Origin of the sequence: Acinetobacter sp. Tr-809 (assembly GCF_011753255.1) — a bacterium.
In the GTDB taxonomy this organism is placed as follows: domain Bacteria; phylum Pseudomonadota; class Gammaproteobacteria; order Pseudomonadales; family Moraxellaceae; genus Acinetobacter.
The window spans coordinates 39332-59683 of sequence record NZ_VWVZ01000011.1; the positions used below are offsets into that span (position 1 = coordinate 39332).

The window sequence follows — 20352 nt, forward strand, 5'->3', positions numbered from 1 at the left end:
TCTATAATCCCAAATGGTTAGAGAGATTTTGCTTGAATAAACGATCACGAAAGGGTACAGCAACGTGATGCATTTGAGAATCTATTTGATGAAACGAAATAAAACGAAGTGCTTTACGAGGCACAGGATCATAGCCTGATCCACCCCAAGGATGACAACGGCAAATTCGCTTAGTCGATAGCCATACACCTTTGACCGCGCCATGTGTCTGCAACGCTTCGATTGCATATTGCGAACAAGTGGGAATATAGCGACAACGAGGACCCAATAATGGACTAATTGCGATTTGGTAACATCTTATCAACCAATGCAGTAAACGTACCATTGGAGATCTCTAATTTTGGAGGGATGTCACAACGACTTTGGAATGTTTCTTTGCTAAGCGTTGTAATTTTTGCCAAGCAAAATCTAATTGTTGATGTAATTCTTGATTTGCGATTGCTTCTATACCTACTTTAGGCATCACCACAATATCGATATCAGCATTAAATTGCGCTTGATGTAAACGAAAGCTCTCCCGAGCAAGACGTTTTATTCGATTTCGTTCATGTGCACGACGCACCTTTTTTTTAGCAACGACAATACCCAAACGGCTTTTCGGCTGTTCGGTTAATTTTGCTAAAAAAAGGAAATGGGGCTGATGCACTTTAAAAAGCGCACCATCAAATACACTTTTATAATCAGCGGCACAACGAATACGAGATTCAGTGCCGAAACTGTAAAGTGTCATCACCCAAGTCTGGTCAGCTTAACAGTATTAAACAGTTAAGCTATGACGACCTTTTGCACGACGACGAGCTAAAACTTGACGACCTGCTTTAGTAGCCATACGAGCGCGGAAACCATGAACGCGTTTACGCTTTAATTCAGATGGTTGGAAAGTACGTTTCATTTCGAAACTCCAAAATGATCTTTCTATAAAGGTCCGCGATTTTATTGCGCAATGTTTACGCTGTCAATGAAAAATCAAAAACTTTACATTTTGTTTGTTCTGTTTTGAAGCAATAAAGCTGCTCACCGTTATAGGCTTTTATTGAAAACAAAAAATATACACAAGCTATCTATTTAAATAATATCAGTATTCGTCTATATTCACAGCTTACAAACAAGCTTATCAACAATTCACCTTCTGATTTAAATTTAATTCTTGGATTTTGAATTTAAATTTCGATATGCTCAGTTATCCACAATTTGAGTGAACCCTATAAGTAAATTCAAATTTTAAAATTTAAATTTATTCTTATTAGGGTGGATTAATTCTGTGGAAAGTGATGTTTTTTTATGAATAAACATAATGTTATGTTGTGGATAAGCATGTTTTTATCAATTTTATAGTTTGTGGATAACTTTAAGCTTAAAACTATCCACAGTTTGTGCAAAAAGTTATGCACATGTGGTTTTGAATTTAAATTTATAAACGGATGCTGTCTTTTTCAGCAAAAGTCCCATAAATTGTCCTGACAGATGTGGATAACTTGGTTAGAATGGCGACCCCTTTGAAAGATGAGGGGTGACGGTTTTTTATTTTTGAATTTAAAAAATGGATATATAGGGGATGCACATGCTCTGGACAGACTGCTTAACTCGCTTGCGACAAGAGCTATCTGATAACGTCTTTGCGATGTGGATTCGTCCTTTGGTTGCTGAAGAGGTTGATGGTGTGATGCGTTTATATGCACCTAACCCTTATTGGACTCGTTATATTCAAGATAATCATTTAGAACTGATTTCAATTCTTGCGGAACAATTGTCTGAAGGCCGTGTGCGTCAGGTTGAGATTCTGGTTGATTCTCGTCCTGGGACGATTTTGTCGTCTCATGAGCAACCTGCTACCACGACTGCTGCTTTAACTAGTAGCTCAAATATCCCTATTTCAGCTCCAGTAAAAGTTAAGAAAGAATCTGATTTGGTACAGCCAAGTCAGAATGTCACTAAAATACCGAAAAAAAGACAGCTAAATCCTCTATTTACGTTCTCTTTATTTGTGGAAGGTCGTTCTAACCAGATGGCGGCTGAAACTTGTCGTAAGGTTTTAACGCAGTTAGGTGCTTCTCAACACAACCCTTTATTCTTGTATGGTCCTACAGGTCTAGGTAAAACTCACTTAATGCAAGCGGTCGGCAATGCACTGTTACAAGCCAAACCAAATGCAAGAGTGATGTATATGACCTCGGAAAGTTTTGTACAAGACTTTGTCAGTTCATTACAAAAAGGCAAGGTAGAAGAGTTTAAGAAAAATTGCCGCTCTTTAGATTTGTTATTGGTCGACGATATTCATTTATTGGCTGGTAAAGAAGCGAGTCTGGTTGAATTTTTCTATACTTTCAATGCTTTACTTGATGAATCTAAACAAATTATTTTAACATCGGATCGTTATCCAAAAGAACTCACCGAGCTTGATCCACGTTTAGTTTCTCGCTTTTCGTGGGGGTTGTCAGTGGGGGTTGAACCACCAGATATTGAAACCCGTATCGAAATTTTGTTGAAAAAAGCGGAAAATAGTGGCGTGGAATTACCGCGAAATTGTGCTTTATTTATTGCACAGCAAGTGGTCGCGAATGTACGTGAGCTTGAAGGTGCATTGAACAAAGTCGTGGCGATTTCACGTTTTAAAGGCACCGCGATTGATTTAGATGTCGTCAGAGAGTCTCTAAAAGATGTGTTGGCGATTCGTGCACGAACCATTAGTGTGGAAAATATCCAGCGCGTGGTCAGTGAATACTTCCGAATCCCATTAAAAGAACTGATTGGGCCAAAACGTACTCGTATTTATGCACGCCCACGTCAGTTGGCAATGGGGCTTGCACGTGAATTAACTGGGGATAGTTTCCCGGAAATTGGTATGGCTTTTGGTGGTCGTGACCACAGCACCGTGATGCATGCCTGCGAAAAAGTGGTCAGTCTACGGGAAGAAGATCCAATTTTTAATGAAGACTATAAAAATTTACTTCGCTTGTTACAAAGTTAATCTATTTTTCAGAGTTGCAAACTGCTTTTAAGTGCAGCATAGTACACTGCTAACATTCATATCGGCTTCTGTTGTAAGAGGAATAAAATCGTGCGTTTGAAAATCGCTAAAGAAAGTTTAGTCAATGTTTTATCACATGTGGTGGGGGCTGTAGAACGTCGCCATACTTTGAATATTCTTTCAAACGTTAAAATTCAAACTACACAACAAGCCTTAACCATTACTGGCTCTGACTTAGAAGTTGAATTGGTTGCAAGCACAACGTTAGCTGAAGGTGCATGCTTAGAAGCGGGTGAAACCACAGTTCCTGCGCGTAAATTAGTTGAAATTTGTAAATCTCTTCCTACAGCGGCATTAATTGACCTACAAATTACTGAAGATCAGCGCTGTATTTTAAAATCAGGTAATAGCCGTTTCGTATTGGGTACACTTCCAGCTGAAGATTATCCATTACTCACCACTGAAAATAGCCAAGGGACACAAGTTCAGGTAACGCAGCGTGAATTGAAGCGATTATTTGAAAAAACTGCCTTTGCAATGGCAGTTCAAGATGTACGTTTTTACTTGACGGGAACCTTGCTAGAAATTGATCAAAATCAATTACGTACAGTCACTACTGATGGACATCGTTTAGCTTTGTGTGAAGTGTTGGCTTCATCAACGGCAGCATCACCGATGCAGGCTATTGTTCCGCGTAAGGCTGTAGGTGAATTACAACGTCTGCTAAGTATTGAAGATGAACAATTGACGCTGTTGATTGGGCGTGAATTATTGAATGTCACCATTAACACACCAAGCCGCGATAAAGAGCAGGGTGATATTACGGTTCGTTTTACGACTAAATTAATTGATGGAAAGTTCCCTGATTATCGCCGTGTCATTCCAAAAAATGGTGATAAGCATGTCTTTATTGCACATGATGTGTTTAAGCAATCTTTACAGCGTGTTGCGATTTTAAGTAATGAGAAACTCCGTGGCGTTTTCTTGAATTTTAATCAAGATTCATTGCAGTTGCGTGCCAATAACCCAGAACAGGATGAGGCGGTCGAAGATATTGCAATTCAATATCAAGATGCACCTCTAGAAATGTCATTTAATGCGCAATATATCCTGGATGTATTGAGTGTGTTAGATGGTGATGATGTGAAAATGAGCATGAGCGAAGCCAATCAATCTGTACTTGTCCAAGATCCTGCACATCCTGATCAAACTTATGTTGTCATGCCAATGCGTGTTTAACGGGCATTGATTATTTGAGTTTAAAATCATGCAAATCACGCGTTTAAATATCGAACGTGTACGTAATTTAAAGGCGGTTGCACTCAATGAGTTGCAACCGTTTAATATTTTTTACGGAGCCAACGGTTCTGGAAAAACCTCAATTCTTGAATCGATCCATTTATTGGCTACAGGGCGTTCATTCCGTACCCATATTCCGAAACATTACATTCAATATGATGCTGGTGATGCGATTGTGTTTGCACAATCCGCTAGTGAACGTATTGGTATGCAGAAATTGGCTTCAGGTGAGCAGTTAATCAAAGTCAATGGCGATACCATTGCGACACAAGGTCAATTGGCGAAATTACTGCCTCTACAGCATATTGATCCGCAAAGTACCGATATTATTGATCATGGCGCTAAACCCAGACGACAATTGTTGGATTGGTTGATGTTCCACGTGGAACCTGAGTTTTATTTCGCTTGGCAGTATTATTCTCGGGCATTAAAACAGCGCAATAGTTTACTCAAAACACGGCGTAATCTCAGTCTGGCTGATTTAGAGCCGTGGAACAAAATGCTCAGTGATTATGGCGAAATTTTGCACTCGCAACGTGTTGGAATTGTGGAGCAATGGAATCAGTTCTTTCATGAAGATTTACGCCAATTATTACCAAATCTTGAGATTGAGCTGGAATACAATGCTGGTTTTCATACTGAGCAAGGCTTGTTGCAGGACCTGATACAACAGCATCAAAGAGATATTGATCGTCGCTATACCGAATATGGCCCCCACCGTGCAGATTTACGCTTAAAAACACCGTTTGGTAATGCAGATGATGTGTTATCTCGTGGACAAAAAAAGTTGTTAATCATGGCATTAAAACTGTCACAAATTGCAATGCTGCATGCGAGTAACAAGGAAACTGTGGTATTATTAGATGATCTGACAGCAGAGTTAGATTTAGCTGCACAACAACGTTTAATTGAGCGACTGAGTCAATTGGGGAGTCAAGTTTTTATGACCACTTTAGACCATACGTCGGTATTAAAACACTTACATGATTTGTCGATTCCTTTTCAATTATTCCACGTTGTTCACGGCCAAGTTCATCTCGCTGCGCCATAATTTTATTTCCTCTTTTTTGGATAGATTAGAATTTACTAGGGAGTAACCATGAGTTCAGAGTCTCAATCAGTCTCTCAAACAGAACAAACAAATGAAAAGGCTTATGATTCCTCTAGTATTAAAGTATTACGTGGATTAGACGCGGTTCGTAAACGTCCTGGCATGTACATCGGTGACACTGATGACGGTACAGGTTTACACCATATGGTGTTTGAGGTGGTGGATAACGCCATCGATGAAGCTTTAGCAGGACACTGTGACGAGATCATCGTAACCATTCACGAAGATGAGTCGGTGAGCGTTTCGGATAACGGTCGTGGAATTCCAACCGATATTCATCCTGAAGAAGGGGTGTCTGCGGCAGAAGTGATTCTGACCATCCTGCATGCGGGTGGTAAATTCGATGACAACAGCTATAAAGTTTCGGGTGGTTTACACGGTGTAGGTGTATCGGTTGTAAATGCCTTATCTAAAAAATTGCATTTGACCATTCACCGTGCTGGCCAAATTCATGAGCAAGAATACGCGCATGGCGATCCGCAATATTCATTAAAAGTTGTGGGTGAAACCGATACATCGGGGACAACTGTTCGTTTCTGGCCAAGTGAACTGACATTTAGCCAAACCATTTTTAGTGTAGATATTTTGGCACGTCGTTTACGTGAGCTTTCGTTCCTTAACGCAGGAGTACGTATCGTACTGCGTGATGAGCGTGTCAATCTTGAGCATGTCTACGATTATGAAGGTGGTTTATCTGAGTTCGTTAAATATATTAACGAAGGTAAAACCCATCTCAATGAAATCTTCCACTTCACGATGGATGCAGACAATGGCATCGGGGTTGAAGTTGCATTGCAGTGGAACGATAGCTATCAAGAAAATGTTCGTTGCTTTACCAACAACATTCCACAGAAAGATGGTGGTACGCACCTTGCAGGCTTCCGTGCAGCATTGACCCGTGGCTTAAATAGCTACATGGAAAATGAAAGTTTATTGAAGAAAGAAAAAGTTGCTGTCACAGGTGACGATGCGCGTGAAGGCTTAACCGCTATTATTTCAGTGAAAGTGCCTGATCCTAAATTCTCTTCACAGACCAAAGAGAAATTGGTTTCGAGTGAAGTAAAGCCAGCGGTTGAACAAGCCATGAACAAAGAGTTTTCTGCATATTTGCTCGAAAACCCTCAAGCGGCGAAATCGATTGCGGGCAAGATTATTGATGCAGCACGTGCGCGTGACGCAGCACGTAAAGCACGTGAAATGACCCGTCGTAAGAGTGCTTTGGATATTGCGGGCTTACCAGGTAAGTTGGCAGACTGTCAGGAAAAAGATCCAGCATTGTCTGAATTGTATCTAGTCGAGGGTGACTCTGCGGGTGGTAGTGCCAAGCAAGGTCGTAACCGTAAGATGCAGGCAATTTTACCGTTGAAAGGTAAAATTCTGAACGTTGAGCGTGCGCGTTTTGACAAGATGATTTCAAGCCAAGAAGTCGGTACTTTAATTACCGCTTTGGGCTGTGGTATTGGTCGGGAAGAATATAATCCAGACAAGTTGCGTTATCACAAAATCATCATCATGACCGATGCGGACGTGGATGGTTCACACATTCGTACATTGTTACTGACCTTCTTCTTCCGTCAAATGCCTGAATTGGTTGAGCGTGGCTATATCTATATTGCACAGCCACCTTTGTATAAGCTGAAGAAAGGTAAGCATGAGCAGTATATGAAAGACAATGATGCACTGGAAACCTTCTTGATTTCCAATGCCATTGATGAGCTTTCATTGCATATCAGTGCGGATGCACCAGCGATTACAGGTGAAGCATTAGCCAAGGTTATTGCGGACTATCAAGTTTCGCAAAAGAGCTTACAGCGTTTAACTCAACGTTATCCTGCAAGTTTATTGGATGGTTTGCTTGAGATTGAGTCGTTTAAAGCAGATCACAACCATGAACGTGACTATGTTGAAACGTGGGCTGAGCAATTACGTGTTGCGATTGAAAAGTTACAACCAAGCTTACGTCCTGAGATTAGTTTAGAAGCGTTTGAGCGTGAAAATGCGCAAGGTGAGAAATCAGCACATTATTGGCCACGAGTCACCGTTTATGTACATAACTTGCCGCATTCATATTTATTGGATGCAGGTCTGTTAAATTCTGCTGAATATGCGCGTTTACTAAAGAACTCGAAAAGCTGGTTTAAATTGCTTGAAGAAGGGGCTTATCTACAAAAAGGTGATCGCCGTATTCAGGTCACTAGCTTCCATCAAGTGTGGCAGCACATTTTACAAGACTCTCGTCGCGGTATGATGATCCAACGCTATAAAGGTTTGGGTGAGATGAACGCTGAGCAACTTTGGGAAACCACGATGGATCCTGAGAACCGTAATATGTTGCAAGTAACCATTGATGATGCAATTGAAGCAGATCGCATGTTCTCATGCTTAATGGGGGATGATGTAGAACCACGTCGTGCCTTCATTGAAGAAAATGCGTTAAATGCAGATATTGATGCTTAATCGAATTAGGCATCAATAGCACTCAATATAATGGCTTATCTTTTACGATCATGTAGGAGATAAGCTCTCCACCCTGCAATCAAGATTGGGAGTAGGGTGATAATGAGAAAAATATAATCCGCAATTCCGTCCATCAATAGCATTCCAACAATTCCTGAAATACTACAGAGTGCGAGTAGCCATAAAGTACTCAACTTATTCCACAGTAGCATTGTTGCCTCCTTTTAAGCCTTTTTGTTGGCGTTTTGCCCACCATAACCATGCACCATTTAAGGTGATAAATAGGGTCAATAGCGTGCAGAGACTCCATAAAATCTTTAATGGCATACCACCGTAATTGCCAAAATGTAATGGCTGAGACAGTAAAATGGCTTTCAGATAGGTTGGTAATTCTTCAACAGTATCAACTTGTCCTGTTTCTGCATTGACCAATGCCACTTTTAGCATCTTTTCTTTTAAGCCCTCATTGCCTTGTAGTAACACCATATAGTGACCTTGGGTGGCGTATTCGGTTTTAGGATAGAACACAGTAGTGGGGTGCCAATCTGTTTCACCTTTTTGAGCCGAGGCATAGACCTGATCAATGGTTAAATGAGGGTGAATCACTTGGGCATGCTGATATTTATCTTGGAGTGCTTTCAGTTCGGTGATCTGCCAAACTCCAATTGCAACTGTACCAAAACCCAGTAAAAAGCCTGTTAGCGTCACCACCAATGCCCAACCGAGTACAGCTGAACCAATCAAATTATGCAGATCCAGTTGTAAAAGGCGTTGACCCTTTCTAAAACGAATAATCCCAAAAAAGAATTTTTTCACATAAGGTGCGTATACCACTAAACCTGAAACCAGTGATAAGAACACTAAAAATGCAATCAGTGCACCAATCAATTGTCCAATAAAACCTAAAAACCAATTGGCATGTAATTCCAGTAAAAATCCCGTTAAGGTATCTCGTTCGTTTGGTCGATCAATCAGCGTTGCAGAACCAATATCTGCAAATAGCCAACGTGCTTGTTCAAAACTTTGCTCAGGTTTTGCCATCCCGATGAGGAGTACACCAGGATGATGTTCGGGATCATAGCCTGTGCTGATAATGTGCTCATTGGGGTAAGTCTTCTGCGCAGTCGCAATTGAATCAGCTAGCGGCCGTTGCTGTTGTAAAGAAGAATGTAGGGCTGTAGGTTCGACACCAAGGGCATGATCTATTTCTTCATGGAAGATCAGAATCACCCCTGTAATGGATAAAATCGCAAAAGGGATCGCGATCACCAAACTCACCCAACGGTGAATCCATAAATTAATACGGAACCAACGGGAATTGGTTTTTTTAACTGAAGATATGGTTTGCTTCATAACTAACTTCCAATGCCGTTTTGTACATTGGTCCCTGAGATTAGATTTTTTATGCAGTGATTCTATTTTTATTGATAATTATTTTCATTACTATTTACTATTGTTTTTTACGTTCCACGTGAAACTTAGTAGGGAATAAATTGATTAAAAAAAGCAGGAAAGAGATATTTCCTGCTGAATAAGAACAAACAATATAGTCTGAGAGTTAGCTTTCTACAAAGTCACTCACTTGAATTAATGCATGACCAAATAAATAGCCAGCAGTCACCAGTACACTGATCCACAATAAAGCCCCCAAGATGTTATAAACAACGAAATGGCTATAATTCATATTGCTTGAGCCCGCGGCCAAGGGTGCAAATGAACGTGCAAAAGGAATAAAACGGGCGAGTAGAATGGTTTTTCCGCCATGTTTCAGAAAGAATACATTGGTCTTTTGTAGATATTCTTGCTTAATAAAGCGTGATTTCATATTAAAAATACGATCACCAAAATGACGACCAATATGGTAGTTCACCATATAGCCCAATGCTGCTGCAAAGAACAGTAAGCTGATCATATAACCAAGATGCATGATTTCAACCACAGAGCATAATGCACCAACGGTGAGTAACAGACTGTCACCAGGTAAGAAGAACATAAAAACAAAAGCGGTTTCTGAAAAAATAATCAGAAAAAGGATGGCATAGATCCATAAGCCGTACTCTTGAACCAAGACCGGCAGAATATGTTCAAAATTAAAAATAAAATCTAAAGAATTCATTCAGTTTGTATGATCCAAAATAGAGTACTCACCAAATTAAAGTACAAAAAATGTGAAATGAATTTAACCCTCAGGATTCATTGGTCACTTATAAATTTACAACAATGGGGGCTGAGTATATCGAGCCTGAGGCTAAAGCTCAATTTTCTGAGAAAATTCTAATTTTTACCTTATCTTAAATTCTCGACAAATTCATGACACTTTTAATGATATTCATTGTGTTTTTAAGTATCTGAGCATTTTTTAGGACAAGAAAATTAAATAAATAACCCAGTAAGATGAATCCATACACGCTAAATCACGACGTGTATGGATTAATATTCAAGTTAATCTGCAAAAGAGCTTTCCAACTCCTCCAATTGCATCATTAGCTCTAATAGTTGCTCTTCATGCTGTTCCAATTTCGCTTTGAGCTCATTTTGTTCATTTATTAGTTTGATCAAATCATCTTTACGATTCGCCTCATACAGGCCGCTATCCGCTAAGGCATTTTCAATATCGGCTAAACGTGGCTGAACTTTTTCAATTTGAGCTTCGATTTTTTCGATATTTTTGCGAATTGGACGGGTTATTTCACGGCGACGGGCCGCTTCTTTACGCTGAGCTTCCTTATCTACTTTTGCGGCAGGGGATTGGGTCGTTGTACTTTGTTGCTGTGATGCATTCTGTGCATTGATCTGTTGCTGGCGCGCTTCACGTAACCACTTGGCGTAGTCTTGTAAGTCACCCTCAAATTCAGTGCATTTCCCTGCATGAACCAACAGCAGATCATCACAGACACTGGCAATCAATTGACGTTCATGGGAAACCAAGACCACCGCACCGTCAAAGTCTTGCAGTGCCATGGTTAGTGCAAGGCGCATATCCAAGTCTAAATGGTTGGTTGGTTCATCTAGAATTAATACGTTTGGACGCTGCCATACGATGAGTGCCAAAGCAAGACGTGCACGTTCACCACCAGAGAAGCTCTCACATGGGGTGTCCATACGTTCGCCACTAAAGCCAAAACTACCTAAAAAGGCGCGTAAAGCAGCTTCACTGATGTGTTTGTCGGCAATACGTGCCAATTGCAGCATTGGGCTGGCATTGGCATCCAACGCATCCATTTGATGCTGGGCAAAATAACCAATATTGAGCAGTTCAGAGGCCTTACGTTCCCCTGCAAGTAGCGGTAAATCACCAACAAGGGTTTTGATTAAGGTTGATTTACCCGCACCGTTCATCCCGAGTAAACCAATACGTGAGCTTGGCGTGATTTGCAGACGAATTTTTTCAGCAATGATTTTATCGCCGTAACCAATCGTAGCAGCATCCAGACTCAGCAGCGGTGAACTCATCTTAGTAGGTTCACGGAAACTAAAGGTAAATGGTGTATCGATATGTGCTGGTGCGAGTTGCTGCATGCGCTCTAACTGTTTAATTCGACTTTGTGCTTGGCGGGCTTTGGTGGCCTTGGCTTTAAAGCGGTCAATAAACTTTTGCAGATGGGCACGCGTTTCTTGCTGCTTTTCAAACGCTTGCTGTTGTTGCGCTAAGCGTTCACTACGAGTGGTTTCAAAAGTGGAATAATTACCTGTATATAAGGTCAGTTCTTGATTTTCAATATGTAGAATATGATCGGTAATGGCATCAAGAAAATCACGGTCATGTGAAATCAGCACCAGTGTGCCTTCATAAGCTTTGAGCCAGTCTTCTAACCACAGGATTGCATCTAAGTCCAAGTGGTTGGTTGGCTCATCCAGTAACAACAGGTCTGAACGACTCATCAAAGTACGTGCCAAGTTTAAACGCATCCGCCAACCGCCTGAGAAGCTCGCGACATTTAATTTTAATTGATGATCGAGAAAGCCGAGACCTGCCATCAATTGTGCTGCTTTGGCTGGTGCCGCATAGCCATGAATCTCGTCAAAACGACCATGCAGTCGGGCCAAGTCATCATTACTGAGTTGATCTGGATGCGCTAATTTTTCTTGAATATCCCAATATTCTTCATCGCCTGACAGCACAAAATCAATCGCTGGCATTTCCAAGGCTTTAATTTCTTGCGCCATATGCGCCACAGTCCACACCGCAGGGCGCGTCAGATTACCTTCATCTGCAACCAAGTCTCCTAAAAATGCAGCGAATAGGGTCGATTTACCTGCACCATTCACCCCAGTAAGACCAATTTTCCAGCCTGGATGAAGCTGCATTGATGCTTTTTGGAATAGAACTCGCCCACCACGGCGTAATGAAACTTGGTCAAATTGGATCATGAGCATGCAAAGTAGCAAATAGATAGCTGCATTTTAAGGTGATCGCCCATGAATGCAAATTTTTATATTTAAGATCAAGTTATTCGAATTGAGTTAATCAACTAATGAATAAATAGAGTAAAAGCTCTATTTTTGTGATGCGAATCAGATTATTATTTAAATAATATGAAAAAATAAGCAACAAGATTAAAAGTAGAGTCATAGGATTTAAGGATGAAGAAGGGAATTCTTGCATTGGGGGCAATGCTGGTTTTGTGGAGCTATACAGAAACACATGCAGCGACCAAGATTTGTGTTTTTGATCTATTAGGTAAATCGGGTGAAGCCTATAAGGCCATGGAGGAGTGGGCATTAGCTGCCAAAGCATGGCGCGGTGATATATTTTTGGTGAGTTATCAAAACGAAGCACTGGCTGAAAATGATTTTGAGCAAGGCAGATGTGATGGGGTCTATATGACCTCAATGCGTGCACGCCGTTATAACAAGTTTGCAGGCTCCATTGATGCGATTGGCGCTGTTCCAAGTTATGCCATTGCCCAAAAAGCAATTAGTTTTGCTTTAGACAAACGCAATCAACGCCGTTTGATTAGCACGGTTGATAATGAAAGCTATGAGGTCGCAGGCATTTCACAAATCGGGCTGGCTTATATTTTTGTCAAAGACAAGAAAATGAATACCATTGAGCAAATCAAAGGAAAAAAATTTGCGGTTCTTGGCTATGATGAAGCACAAAAAATTGTAGTTAAAAGCTTGGGCGGGCAAGCAGTACTGTCTGATGTATCTGACATTGCCAAAAAGTTTAACAATGGTCAGGCCGATATTATGGCTGCGCCTGCCTATGCTTATAAGCCCTTAGAACTGCATAAAGGATTGGGTAATGATGGGGCGATTATTACTTTCCCTGCGGTGAATATGACCATGGATTTAATCATTCGTCCTGAAAAATTCTCCAGTAATTTTGGGCAAAGCTCCCGAGCATGGTTTTTAGGTCGTCTCAATACCAATTTTGCTCTGATCCAACGTCTTGAATCAGAATTACCAGCCAAATACAAAATGAATCTGAGTACTGAAGATAAAACCCGTTATCAGCAAATCTTGCGTGAAGCGCGAATGGGATTGACCAAACGCGGTATTTACGATGCCAGTATGATGAGTGTGCTTAAACGTGCCCGCTGTACTGTAGATCGCACCAATTTTGAATGCACCTTAGGTGGGGAATAGTGGGCGGGTTTATTCTTCTTTTAATTAGTCGGTCTAGGTCTTAGTTGTGAATACTGTGATCGAGATTGTTAAAACTGATGGAAACCCGACGCATGTATATAAAAGCGCTATTCTTTTGGTCGAAATCTGACTATATTGGGTGAGCGCTGATGGAAAATTGTGCAATAAAGCAATAAAGGGAAAACAAGATGAAAAAAGGACTTTGGGCATTGAGCACTGCAGCTCTATTTGTCATGACCACTCCTGTACAGGCAAAACAACAAATTTGTGTTTTTGATTTATTGGGTAAGGCTGGGGAGTCTTATAAACTGATTGAAGAATGGAAGCTGGCTTCTAAAACTTGGCAGGGGGATGTTGAGCTTATTCCTTATCAAGATGAAGAAAAAGCAGAAAAAGATTTTGATGCAGGTAAATGTGATGGGGTCTATATGACCTCGATGCGAGCGCGTAAATATAATAAATTTGCAGGCTCGGTTGATGCCGTTGGAGCAGTCACCAGTAATGCGATTGCGCAAAAGGCGATTACCTACGTGCTAGATAAACGTAATCAGCATCGTTTAACTGCAACGGTGAATGGTGATAAATTTGAAGTTGCAGGAATTATCCAAGTTGGGCTGGCTTATATTTTCGTTCGAGACAAAAAGATCGACACCATTGAAAAAGCCAAAGGCAAAAAATTTGCCTATCTGCATTATGATCAAGCGCAAAAGGCCATTGTTGAAAGTATCGATCTGGTCGCTGTGCCCTCGGATATTTCTGATTTTGTGAAAAAATTTAATAGTGGGCAAGTGGATGTGATTGCCGCACCTGCTTATGCGTATAAACCTTTAGAAATCAGTAAAGGTCTGGTCAATGGTGCATTGTTTAATTTCCCAGTGGTGAATATCACGGGTGACTTAATTATTCGCCCTACACAATTTCCAAATGGTTTTGGTACTCAGTCACGTCAATGGTTTGTGAATAAACTGCCGAGCAACTTTGCCATGGTGCAACGTTTAGAAGCAGGCATGAATGCCAAAAAGATTACTTTGACCAATGAAGATAAAACTCGTTACCAGAAAATGTTACGGGATGGGCGTATGAATTTAACCAAGCAAGGCGTGTACGATGCGAGTATGATGAATGTGCTGAAGCGTGCCCGTTGTACGGTTGAACGGACCAACTTTGAGTGTACTTTGAGTGGTGAATAAAAAAGGAGAATAACTGCGTAGATCTAAATCTATACATAAAATTAGGTATATATAACAAAATTGCCTATGAAAATAATAGAAATAGATAAAAGAGGGTAAAAAGTAAACAATCTAGTCATAAAAATAGAGTATAAGCTCTATTTTTTTTCAAAAAACATGATTAATATTTGCTTCGAACAAGGAGACAAACATAAAGTTTGTGAAAGGATGAAAAATATGAAAAAAATTGCACTTGCTCTTGCAGCAACTTCGATCTTTGGTGTATCTGCTTCTACTCAAGCAGCAATAGATGTGTGTGTATTCGACTTATTAGGAAAGTCAGGTGAATCATACAAAATGATGCAAGACTGGGCACTCGCAGCGAAAGGCTGGGGCGCTGATGTCAACCTACTTGCAATCACGGATGAACAGGTTGCAGACAATAACTTCAAAGCGGGTAAATGTGCGGCTGTTGCGATGACAGCAATGCGTGCTCGTCCATATAACAAATTTGCAGGTTCAGTCGATTCATTGGGCGGTGCACCAAGCAATGAAGTTGCACAACGTGCAATTACTTATGTATTGGATGCTCGTAATGCAGCGAAAATGACCACCAATTTGGGTGGTAACAAGTATGAAATCGGTGGTATTGCACCATTAGGTGCTGCTTACATTTTTGTACGTGACAAGAGCATTAACTCAATTGAAAAAGCAGCGGGTAAAAAATTCGCTGTATTGGGTTATGACGATGCGCAAAAAATCATGGTTCAACGTGTAGGCGCGCAAGCGGTACTTTCTGATATTTCTAACTTTGCTGCTAAATTTAATAACGGCCAAGTAGATATGGTGGGTGCGCCTGCGTATGCTTACAAACCATTAGAGTTAAGCAAAGGCTTAGGTTCAAATGGTGCAATGTTTAACTTCCCTGTACTACAAGTGACTGCGGATCTTGTTCTTCGTCCAGAGAAATTCCCAGCTGGCTTTGGTCAAAAATCTCGTGATTACTTTGTGAAGCAACTTCCAAAAGCATTCGCTATGATCAAGCGTTATGAAGCTGAGATTCCAGCGAAGTACAAAATGAATTTAAGTGCTGAAGATAACTTGAAATACCAAAAGTTATTGCGTGACGGTCGTCTAGACTTAACCAAACGTGGTATTTACGATGCAAGTATGATGTCTGTATTGAAGAAAGCGCGCTGTTCAGTAGATAAAGCGAACTTTGAATGTGCATTACCAGGTGAATAATCCATAATCGCCATAACCAAGACTTAAAGCCTAGATTAATCTAGGCTTTTTGTTTTTTATAAGATGTCATTTCAGCCATTGTCTTGATTTGCAAAGACCGTAATCATACAAAGATATAAAAAATTAAATGAAATCGTGAGATTTAAAAATATGTTTGAATCAGGATGATTAAACATGGCTGTATAAAAACATATATTTATTGGTTAATCCGTATCACAAGATATGTGCCAGTCTTTTGATTTTGATTGGGATTTAACAACAATCAGCATAGATGCAAAGGAAGAATAAAATGCAATGGTTTAAAACACTATTACTTGCCACAGGGGTTGCAGCCGTATCTGCAGGTGCTCAGGCAAAACAGACAATTTGTGTATTCGATATCGTGGGTAAAAGTGGCGATGTCTATGCATTGATGAAGGATTATCAGCTTGCTGCAAAAACTTGGGGTGCTGATATTGAGCTTAAAGTTGGAACGAATGAAGCGGTGATTGCAGAAGATTTTAAAGCAGGAAAATGTGATGGTGTGAGTATCACGGGAATGCGTGGTCGTCAGTTTAATCAATTTACCGGCTCGTTAGATGCGATTGGTGCAATTACTGATCTCAAGCTTGCTGTGAAAGTTATGCAGGGCTTAGCCAGTCCAGCTTTTGCCAAAGCGATGGTCAATGGCAAGTATGAAGTCGTAGGTGTAATACCAGTGGGGGATGCTTACTTACTTGTGAATGACCGTAATATTAATACGGTGGCCAAAGCTGCAGGTAAGAAAATCGCTGTTTTAGATTACGATGAAGCACAAAAAATTATGGCATCACAAGTTGGTGCACAAGCGGTAAGCTCAGATATTACGAACTTTGGCGCTAAGTTCAATAATGGTCAGGTCGATATTATTGGTGCACCAGCTGCAGCATTTAAGCCTTTAGAACTACATAAAGGTTTGGGAACCAAAGGGGCAATTGTCAATTATCCAATTCTGCAAGTCACGGGTAATTTAATTATCCATCCTGATAAATTTCCAGCTGGTTTTGGTCAAAAATCACGAGAATGGGTAAAAGCACAGTTACCACGTGCCTTTGGTATTTTGGGGAAAATGAAAGCCGATATTCCACAAAAATACTGGATGGAAGTGCCAGCTGCGGATAAACCTGGCTACCAAAAGTTAATGCGTGAAGCACGCATTAATCTGACCGCTAAAGGAATCTATGACAAGCGCATGATGAAATTGTTATGGCAATTCCGTTGCCGTGAAGACGCGAAGAATTTTGAATGTGGCTTACAAGACGAGAACTACAAATAATCGTATAAAAAGTCTTTAACCACACTTTAAACTTCAAATACAGACCCGATATTGAGTATGCTATACTGAATATCGGGTCTTTTATTTATTAAAGACGAAGTGAAGTTGAGGAAAGTCCATCATGAACGCCCAAGCTCTAGAATTGTCAGATAATGCTGCCAAAAAAGTTCGCCAACTACGCGAAAGTGAAGGCAATAACGATCTTATGTTACGTGTTTATGTAACGGGTGGTGGTTGTTCAGGATTTTCTTACGGCTTTAACTTCGCTGAAAGTGTCAATGAAGATGATGCTGAATTCAGCAATGGTGATGTGAAAGTCTTGGTTGACTCGCTCAGTTATCAATATCTCGTAGGTTCAGTTGTAGACTATCTTGAAGGACTGGAAGGCTCACGTTTTGTGATCCAAAACCCGAATGCGACCACAACTTGTGGCTGTGGATCATCTTTTTCGATTTAATCGATTTTTGATGTAAAAAAAGCTTCTCCAATTGAGAAGCTTTTTTGTTTTGCGTGCTTTATACCATGGTGATGGTGCCGAGAATACGATCTCCAGCTGCACCAGTCACCGCAGGTAAGTTGCCACTGAGTTGCTGTACAAAACGCATGGCTAACCACGCAAAAGCGGTCGCTTCTACCCATGTTGGAGCTAAATCAAGTGCATCCGTGGTTTGTACCGACCAATTATGCTTACGTAAGCGCCAACGGAGTTGCTCAAGTAAATGTGAATTATAGGCACCCCCACCACAAACATAGATTTCACCAGTCGGCATAGTTTCTTTGCTACGGTAAATCGCTTTTTTGATGGCGCGTGTGGTGAGCTTCATCAACGTGGATTGAATATTTTCTGGCGTATCTTCCAGTTCATCATATTCCAGATCATTGCGCCAATCGCTGAGCTGCTCATCGAGCCATTCTAAATTAAAGTCTTCACGACCTGTGCTCTTCGGTGGCTCTTTAGCGAAAAATTCATGATTCTGCAAACGATCCAATAAAGAACGAATTGGATTGCCATATGCTGCCCAATCGCCATTCTCATCATAAGGATGTCCTGTGTGGCGATGACACCACGCATCCATCAAGATATTGGCAGGGCCGGTATCAAAACCATATACGCCGTCTAAATTATTTGCAGGTAGCATACTGACATTGGCAATGCCACCTAAATTTAAAATCACGCGGTGAATGCTGTCATGTTGAAACAGTGCTTGATGGAAAGCAGGCACTAAAGGTGCACCTTGACCACCTGCGGCCATGTCACGACGACGGAAATCCGAGACCACAGGCAGTTGTGTGATTTCTGTGATGATATTGGGATCACCAATTTGTAAAGTGAAGCCATGTTCAGGGCGATGACGAATAGTTTGTCCATGTGAACCGATGGCTTTAATTTGAGTTCGATCTAAATTATTTTGTTCAATCAGTTGATTGATGCCATGCCCAATCATTTGCGCCAAAGCGACATCGGCTTTGCCCATACGATCAATTTCATTGTCATCTGGCAGGGTCAACGCCATCAATTCATCACGTAATTCAGGCTCAAAAGGTACTGTTAGTGTGGCATGCAGCGTTAAAGGGTCGAATGAAGTTGCAACAATATCAACACCATCCATGCTCGTGCCTGTCATTACACCAATATAGATCGCGCTCATATACAACTTATCCTGCAAGATGCTGAAAAAATGTTAGTATATCGCACAAATTGAATAACTGATGTGTTTAGGTTTTGTGATGTCAAATTTCTTGCCAGCCGAAGAACAGCTTGCTCTCATTCAACGAGGCACGCACGAGATTATCTCTGAAGAAGATTTATTGAAAAAACTGAAAGAGAATCGTCCACTCCGTGTAAAAGCAGGCTTTGACCCAACGGCTCCTGATTTACACTTAGGACATACGGTTCTAATTAATAAATTAAAAACCTTCCAAGATTTGGGACATGAAGTCACTTTCTTGATTGGTGACTATACCGCTATGATTGGTGACCCAACAGGTAAAAGCGCAACACGTCCGCCGTTGTCACAAGAGCAAGTAATTGCCAACGCAAAAACCTATCAAGAACAAGTTTTTAAAATCTTAGATCCAAATAAAACCAAAGTTCGTTTTAACTCAGAATGGTTTAATCAAAAATCTGCGGCTGATCTGATTCAATTGGCAAGCCAGCAAACCGTATCACGTATGTTAGAACGTGATGACTTTACTAAGCGTTATAACAATCATCAACCGATTGCGATTCATGAGTTTCTGTATCCTTTGGTACAAGGCTATGATTCGATTGCACTTGAGGCAGATGTCGAGTTAGGTGGTACAGATCAGACCTTTAACTTATTGATGGGCCGTACTTTACAAGGTCGTTATGGTCAAGAGTCTCAAGTCTGCATTACTGTGCCGATTCTTGAAGGTTTAGATGGCGTGAATAAGATGTCTAAATCTTTAGGCAACTATATTGGTGTATTTGATACTCCAGGCGCAATGTATCAAAAAATCCTGTCGATGCCTGATAGCTTGATTGAACGTTACTTTGATCTACTGAGCTTTAAGTCACTTGATGAAATCAAAGTTTTGCTGGATGAAATGGCCGCAGGTCGTAACCCACAAGAGATCAAACGTATCTTGGCGCTTGAGTTGGTTGAACGTTTCCATGATGCAGAAGCAGCTGAAAATGCGCATAAGAGTGCAGGTAACCGTGTAACAGAAGGCGAAGTGCCAGAAGATACACCAGAAGTAACCATTTCTCGCGGTGAGTTTGGTGGTGAGTTATTTATTGCAACTATTCTTCGAGTGGCGGGCTTAAACCCAAATGCAGCGGCAGCAAAAGACGCCGTAGGTCGTGGTGCAGTAAAAGTTGACTGGAATGTGGTTGATATGAGCTTCTCTGTAAAAGAGAATGTTACTTTAATCATCCAATCGGGTAAAAAAGCCATTGCACGAGTAACTTTCACTGACTAAATCGAAATGAAAATAATAAAAAGCAGGCCATGAGTCTGCTTTTTATACGTAAATAGCTGATAAAAACAACGAAAACACTGATTTTGTAGAAAAAAGAAACATGCAAAAGAAAATAATAAGAAATGGGGTTGTGTCTGCCCTGAAATGCTGTAGAATGCACATCCATCGGCGGTGATGCAGATAAAAACTTGTTGAGAAACAAGGATTTGGCTAGAAAGGTTAGATTCTTGGTTTGATTGATAAGTTTGCTAAATATCTAAATTACCTGTTGACT

The 20352-nt window shown here is 40.7% G+C and carries 18 protein-coding genes; 10 read left to right on the plus strand and 8 right to left on the minus strand.

Annotated elements, in window-relative coordinates; genetic code table 11:
- Position 1: 1 nt before the first annotated feature.
- Genes yidD through rpmH form a run of 3 tightly spaced genes read right to left on the minus strand, consistent with a single transcriptional unit; the run spans position 2 to position 892 of the window.
- The gene (yidD, locus tag F3J02_RS18220; RefSeq protein WP_004803336.1) at positions 2-325 is read right to left on the minus strand and encodes a membrane protein insertion efficiency factor YidD; all 324 of its coding nucleotides are present in this window, start codon (positions 323-325) and stop codon (positions 2-4) included.
- A 9-nt stretch (positions 326-334) separates the two neighbouring features.
- Positions 335-730, minus strand: coding sequence for a ribonuclease P protein component (gene rnpA, locus F3J02_RS18225; RefSeq protein ID WP_004656857.1), 396 nt, complete (start codon positions 728-730; stop codon positions 335-337).
- Positions 731-757: 27 nt separating this feature from the next.
- Complete coding sequence (gene rpmH, locus F3J02_RS18230; RefSeq protein WP_000831329.1) at positions 758-892, minus strand: 50S ribosomal protein L34; 135 nt, start codon at positions 890-892, stop codon at positions 758-760.
- A 669-nt stretch (positions 893-1561) separates the two neighbouring features.
- On the opposite strand from rpmH, the gene dnaA reads away from it, so the two are divergent.
- From dnaA to gyrB, 4 genes are all read left to right on the plus strand, one after another.
- Positions 1562-2968 (plus strand): chromosomal replication initiator protein DnaA, encoded by a 1407-nt coding sequence (gene dnaA, locus F3J02_RS18235; protein ID WP_167251583.1) that lies wholly within the window; start codon positions 1562-1564, stop codon positions 2966-2968.
- A 90-nt stretch (positions 2969-3058) separates the two neighbouring features.
- A complete protein-coding gene (dnaN, locus tag F3J02_RS18240; RefSeq protein WP_167251585.1) occupies positions 3059-4207 on the plus strand; it encodes a DNA polymerase III subunit beta in 1149 nt (382 codons plus the stop codon).
- 28 nt (positions 4208-4235) lie between these two features.
- Positions 4236-5318 (plus strand): DNA replication/repair protein RecF, encoded by a 1083-nt coding sequence (gene recF / locus F3J02_RS18245; protein ID WP_167251587.1) that lies wholly within the window; start codon positions 4236-4238, stop codon positions 5316-5318.
- A gap of 48 nt (positions 5319-5366) precedes the next feature.
- Positions 5367-7835, plus strand: a complete 2469-nt coding sequence (gene gyrB / locus F3J02_RS18250) for a DNA topoisomerase (ATP-hydrolyzing) subunit B (RefSeq protein ID WP_167251589.1) — start codon at positions 5367-5369, stop codon at positions 7833-7835.
- Between the two features lie 35 nt (positions 7836-7870).
- Here the strand turns inward: gyrB and F3J02_RS18255 are convergent, their stop codons facing one another.
- The 4 genes from F3J02_RS18255 to F3J02_RS18270 all read right to left on the minus strand — a co-directional run bounded on the left by F3J02_RS18255 (position 7871) and on the right by F3J02_RS18270 (position 12206).
- Positions 7871-8047 (minus strand): hypothetical protein, encoded by a 177-nt coding sequence (locus tag F3J02_RS18255; RefSeq protein WP_167251591.1) that lies wholly within the window; start codon positions 8045-8047, stop codon positions 7871-7873.
- Positions 8031-9188 (minus strand): PepSY-associated TM helix domain-containing protein, encoded by a 1158-nt coding sequence (locus F3J02_RS18260; RefSeq protein ID WP_167251593.1) that lies wholly within the window; start codon positions 9186-9188, stop codon positions 8031-8033. Before F3J02_RS18260 ends, F3J02_RS18255 begins: the two co-directional genes overlap by 17 nt.
- Before the next feature lie 205 nt (positions 9189-9393).
- The gene (locus F3J02_RS18265; protein ID WP_167251595.1) at positions 9394-9951 is read right to left on the minus strand and encodes a VTT domain-containing protein; all 558 of its coding nucleotides are present in this window, start codon (positions 9949-9951) and stop codon (positions 9394-9396) included.
- Between the two features lie 326 nt (positions 9952-10277).
- Positions 10278-12206, minus strand: coding sequence for an ATP-binding cassette domain-containing protein (locus tag F3J02_RS18270; RefSeq protein WP_167251610.1), 1929 nt, complete (start codon positions 12204-12206; stop codon positions 10278-10280).
- Between the two features lie 213 nt (positions 12207-12419).
- On the opposite strand from F3J02_RS18270, the gene F3J02_RS18275 reads away from it, so the two are divergent.
- The 5 genes from F3J02_RS18275 (at position 12420) to erpA (ending at position 17592) form a co-directional block, all read left to right on the plus strand.
- Positions 12420-13427, plus strand: a complete 1008-nt coding sequence (locus F3J02_RS18275) for a putative solute-binding protein (protein WP_167251597.1) — start codon at positions 12420-12422, stop codon at positions 13425-13427.
- 188 nt (positions 13428-13615) lie between these two features.
- Positions 13616-14617, plus strand: a complete 1002-nt coding sequence (locus tag F3J02_RS18280) for a putative solute-binding protein (protein ID WP_167251599.1) — start codon at positions 13616-13618, stop codon at positions 14615-14617.
- Between the two features lie 216 nt (positions 14618-14833).
- Complete coding sequence (locus F3J02_RS18285) at positions 14834-15841, plus strand: putative solute-binding protein (RefSeq protein WP_167251600.1); 1008 nt, start codon at positions 14834-14836, stop codon at positions 15839-15841.
- A 289-nt stretch (positions 15842-16130) separates the two neighbouring features.
- Positions 16131-17135: a putative solute-binding protein gene (locus tag F3J02_RS18290; RefSeq protein WP_167251602.1), complete on the plus strand. Its 1005-nt coding sequence runs from the start codon at positions 16131-16133 to the stop codon at positions 17133-17135.
- 121 nt (positions 17136-17256) lie between these two features.
- Positions 17257-17592 carry an iron-sulfur cluster insertion protein ErpA gene (gene erpA / locus F3J02_RS18295; protein ID WP_130163104.1) on the plus strand — a complete coding sequence of 112 codons (336 nt, stop codon included), beginning with the start codon at positions 17257-17259 and terminating at the stop codon, positions 17590-17592.
- A 58-nt stretch (positions 17593-17650) separates the two neighbouring features.
- Here erpA and F3J02_RS18300 read toward each other — a convergent pair whose 3' ends face one another.
- On the minus strand, positions 17651-18784 hold the full coding sequence (locus F3J02_RS18300; protein WP_167251604.1) for an anhydro-N-acetylmuramic acid kinase: 1134 nt from the start codon (positions 18782-18784) through the stop codon (positions 17651-17653).
- 61 nt (positions 18785-18845) lie between these two features.
- Between F3J02_RS18300 and tyrS the strand changes: the two genes are divergently transcribed.
- The gene (tyrS, locus tag F3J02_RS18305; protein WP_167251606.1) at positions 18846-20078 is read left to right on the plus strand and encodes a tyrosine--tRNA ligase; all 1233 of its coding nucleotides are present in this window, start codon (positions 18846-18848) and stop codon (positions 20076-20078) included.
- Positions 20079-20352: the final 274 nt, after the last annotated feature.